Below are 3,913 nucleotides of genomic sequence, written 5' to 3'. Positions count from 1 at the left end.
CGCGACGACGAAGCCGGCCGCATGCGCTGCATCGGCAGCCGCTGTTCGGCGCTGACCGGCGAGGTCGGCCGCGCCGTTGCCTGCGCCGTCTATGACGCGCGCCCCGATGTCTGCCGCGACTGCCAGCCCGGCGACGATGCCTGCAGAGAGGCGCGCGCGGCTTTCGGGCTTCGCTGATTTTCAACACTGTCATGGCCTGGCTTGTCCCGGCCATCCACGTCTTTTTTGCTCCCGCATCGCTGGTGCTGCAGGCGGAAAACTCGTGGATACCCGGGACAAGCCCGGCCATGACATGAAAATTTGAGTTAGCGGACCACCATCAGCAGCACCGGACCCCAGACGCCGATATCGTCGAGGCGGCGCAGGGGTGTGAAGCCGGTCTTCCCGTAGGCGCGGATGGCGCGGGCATTGTCGGGATGCGGATCGGTCGCCACGCAGGATGCGCCTTCGGCCAGCAGCGTCGCGACATGCTGCCGGATGAAAGCGCTGCCATGACCCCTGCCCAGCAGCTCCGGCGGGCCGATCGACTGGTCGATGCCGTAACTGCCGGGTGGCAGCAGGTCGCGATAGGGATGATCCGCCCAGGCATGCACCGGGTAATCCTGCATGAAGGCCAGCGGCGCGTTCTCATGCTCGACGATCCACAGCCGCATGGCCGGCTCATGCAGGTCGGCGGCGAGGTTCGCCAGCTCTGCATCGGGATCGCCCCACCAGCGCCGCCAGTCCGGCGTCTCCAGCCATCGCCGCAGCAGCGGCAGATCGGCTTCGCTCATGCGGCGGAAGGTATAGAGGGGCATTTCGCTTCTCTCTCATTGTCATGCCCGGGCTTGGCCCGGGCATCCACGAGTTTTTTTCTGTAACAACAAAGGCGTGGATGGCCGGGACGAGCCCGGCCATGACATTTGTGGGTTCGTTCGCAGAGCTACTGGCTCCGCCCGTCGAACTCCTGCACGTTGAGCGCCTTCACGTCGGTCACGTCTTCCAGGCAGCGCACGTTGATCGCCACCATGCGGCTGCCGTCCGGTGCGGTGCCGGTGGCAAACGAGGTGACGCCGCAGGTGCTGCAGAACAGGTGATGGATGTTCTTCGTGCCGAACTGGTAATCGGTCACGTCGTCCTTGCCCGAGACCAGGCGGAAGGCATCGGCCGGCACGAAGCCGAGCAGGGTGCCCTTGCGCTGGCAGATCGAGCAGTTGCAGGACAGCACCGGCTTTTCGAGGTCCATGGTCACCTCGTAGCGCACCTTGCCGCAATGGCAGCTGCCTTTGTGGTTTGTCGCGGTCATGGATCCTCCCTCAGCCGTGTCGTGCAGTCGTACCAAAGCTGTGCCGGAAATCCAGCACCTGCACGCCGTCGGGCAGCTCGATCAGGAATTCCGGATCGCGTTTCAGGTGATGGATGCGTTTCGGATCCGGGCCGGCGAAGCGCGACATGGCTTCCACCGATTCCCAGAAGGAGATGGTGACGAACTCGCTCTCGCCGTCACGGTCCTCGCGGAGCATCATCACGCCGAGTGCATTCTTCTCCAGCGGCGGAATGCCTTCCGCGCGCAGATAGGCCTCGTATTCGTCGGCGCGTTCGGCCTTCACGCGCCCGCGCCAGATACGGGCGATGGCGGGTTTCAGGGCGCTGCGATCGCTGGCGGACATTAACGGACCCCCTGCGGATGGCTATCCGGGGCAGTAACAGCCTGGGTACGATATTGTACCATCGATGCACGCAATCGGGGAGCGGCGCAGCGCCATCCTGTTGCAGTCAGCGTGCGGCCATTCGCCTGTAGCCTCCGGCATGACGCGCCAGAAGCATGTCCGTGGCGTCCCGGATCCGCTGCAGCTGGTCCGGGTCCAGCCTCTCCAGTGCCTGGAGAATGTCACTGACCGCTCCATCGGGGCTCCGGGGCGTCTGCTGGTGTCCCAGCAGGTTCCGCCGGGAGATGTCGTTTATTTTGGTGACCCCGACCTGGCTCAGGGATTTCGCGAGCTCGTCCGGGCTGGCCCGGTTCAGCCCCTGTCTGGTTACGAATTCGCGCAGCACGCGGATTTTGCTGATGTAGTTCTGCGCTGTGCCGGAAGGGATATGGCGGTCGATGTCGGCGATGACGGTCGATTCCGGTTCAAGGGCAGCCTCAAGGAAGCGCCGGAATGAAGCTTTTCTCGTTTCGATGTAATGCGCGACGAATGCGTGCATGGCGTCGGGATTGTCGGCTTATGTGACGTTCACGCTGTCAGGTTGGCACCCTGTTTGCCGTGAGAGAGACTGTCGGTCATGGGGGTATTTTCTTCCCGGCAATTCTGGCCCCGGCAGGCGAACATGTCTTCAGACAGGCGCAATCACGTCCCCTCATGGCTGTAACGGGCGGCGGGTCGGCCTCCGGGAGGCCTGTCCGCTTGACATTTCGGTGGCAATGTACATGATATGTTCTTGTGGTCAATCATCTTGTCCCGTCCGGCCGCCGGTTCCAGGCCGGCCCGGGACGGGAAAAATAGGACGAAATAAGACGGAATAAGCGCGGATAAGGCCTCATAAGGGCCGGATAAGGAAAAACGGGACTCAGATCGTATCGGTTTGAACGGAGTTGGACGCGCAGGCCTCGCCCTGCCGCGCCGGACTGCGTAACGTTTCCACCCGGCATTCACCGCATTTCAGGAATCCCATGCCCGCCACGCCTGCCGTCCCCGACGCCCCGAATTTCGTCACCCATCTCGAATGCGGCATGACCGGCGAGCGGCTGCCGGCCGGGCAGCTGCACAATCTCTCTCCCAAGGGCTATCCGATCCTGGTGCGCTACGACCTCGCCGGCGTGAAGGCGGCGCTGACGAAGGAACTCATCGCGTCCCGCGCGCCAAACTGGTGGCGCTATCGCGAGCTGCTGCCGGTGAAGCATACGGAGAATGTCGTCAGCCTGGGCGAGGTGATGACGCCGCTGATCCCGCTGCCGAAGATCGCCCGTTCGCTGGGCGCGACCGGCGAGGTGATCGTCAAGGACGAGGGCCGGCTGCCGACCGGCAGCTTCAAGGCACGCGGACTGGCGCTGGCCGTCTGCATGGCGAAAGAGCTTGGCGTGAAAAAGATGGCGATGCCGACCAACGGCAATGCCGGCGCGGCGCTGGCGGCCTATGCCTCGCGCGCGGGCATCGAGACGGTGGTCTTCTGCCCCGACGACACGCCGCAGGTGAACATGGACGAGATCGCGCTGCAGGGCGCGCGGCTCTACAAGGTCAACGGCCTGATCAACGATTGCGGCAAGCTGGTCGGCGCGGGCAGGGAAGCCGCCGGGTGGTTCGACACCTCGACCCTGAAGGAGCCCTACCGCATCGAGGGCAAGAAGACGATGGGGCTGGAACTCGCCGAGCAGCTCGGCTGGGAGGTGCCGGATGCGATCTTCTATCCGACCGGCGGCGGCACCGGCCTGATCGGCATGTGGAAGGCCTTCGACGAGCTTGAGGCCATCGGCTTCATCGGGAAGAAGCGGCCGAAGATGATTGCCGTGCAGGCGGCGGGCTGTGCGCCCATCGTGCGCGCCTGGGAAGGCAACGAGCGCCATGCGCAGCTGTGGGAGAATGCCCATACCTATGCGGCCGGCATCCGCGTGCCGGCGGCGATCGGCGACTTCCTGATTCTCGATGCCGTGCGCAACTCGAACGGCTTCGCCATCGCGGTGGAAGACAACGCGATTGCCGCGGCGCTCGATGACGTCGCGAAGCAGGAAGGTCTGCTGCTCTGCCCCGAGGGTGCGGCGACCTATGCCGCCTACAGGCAGGCGCTGGCCGATGGCCGCGTGAAGAAGAACGAGCGCGTGGTGCTGTTCAACTGCGCGAGCGGCCTGAAATACCCGATGCCCGAAGGCGGCAAGCCGCTCGATCGGCACGGCGAGATCGATTACGCGAAGCTGTAAGCATCAATACCACTGTCA

5 protein-coding genes are annotated in these 3,913 nt (G+C 64.3%); 1 reads left to right on the top strand and 4 read right to left on the bottom strand.

Annotated features, from left to right (window positions below; genetic code table 11):
- Positions 1-305: 305 nt before the first annotated feature.
- The 4 genes from VKZ87_RS01795 to VKZ87_RS01780 all read right to left on the bottom strand — a co-directional run bounded on the left by VKZ87_RS01795 (position 306) and on the right by VKZ87_RS01780 (position 2,187).
- Positions 306-797 carry a GNAT family N-acetyltransferase gene (locus VKZ87_RS01795; protein WP_324219527.1) on the bottom strand — a complete coding sequence of 164 codons (492 nt, stop codon included), beginning with the start codon at positions 795-797 and terminating at the stop codon, positions 306-308.
- A 125-nt stretch (positions 798-922) separates the two neighbouring features.
- Positions 923-1,285 carry a GFA family protein gene (locus tag VKZ87_RS01790; protein ID WP_324219526.1) on the bottom strand — a complete coding sequence of 121 codons (363 nt, stop codon included), beginning with the start codon at positions 1,283-1,285 and terminating at the stop codon, positions 923-925.
- Positions 1,286-1,295: 10 nt separating this feature from the next.
- Positions 1,296-1,649, bottom strand: a complete 354-nt coding sequence (locus tag VKZ87_RS01785; protein ID WP_324219525.1) for a hypothetical protein — start codon at positions 1,647-1,649, stop codon at positions 1,296-1,298.
- A 106-nt stretch (positions 1,650-1,755) separates the two neighbouring features.
- Positions 1,756-2,187, bottom strand: a complete 432-nt coding sequence (locus VKZ87_RS01780; RefSeq protein WP_324219524.1) for a hypothetical protein — start codon at positions 2,185-2,187, stop codon at positions 1,756-1,758.
- 466 nt (positions 2,188-2,653) lie between these two features.
- Here VKZ87_RS01780 and VKZ87_RS01775 point away from each other — a divergent pair, with 466 nt between their 5' ends.
- Complete coding sequence (locus VKZ87_RS01775; RefSeq protein ID WP_324219523.1) at positions 2,654-3,895, top strand: threonine synthase; 1,242 nt, start codon at positions 2,654-2,656, stop codon at positions 3,893-3,895.
- Positions 3,896-3,913: the final 18 nt, after the last annotated feature.

It is taken from the genome of Ferrovibrio sp., assembly GCF_035304305.1.
Lineage (GTDB): Bacteria > Pseudomonadota > Alphaproteobacteria > Ferrovibrionales > Ferrovibrionaceae > Ferrovibrio.
The sequence above is the reverse complement of the archived record's forward strand: the minus strand, read 5'-3'. Positions and strand labels throughout refer to the sequence as shown.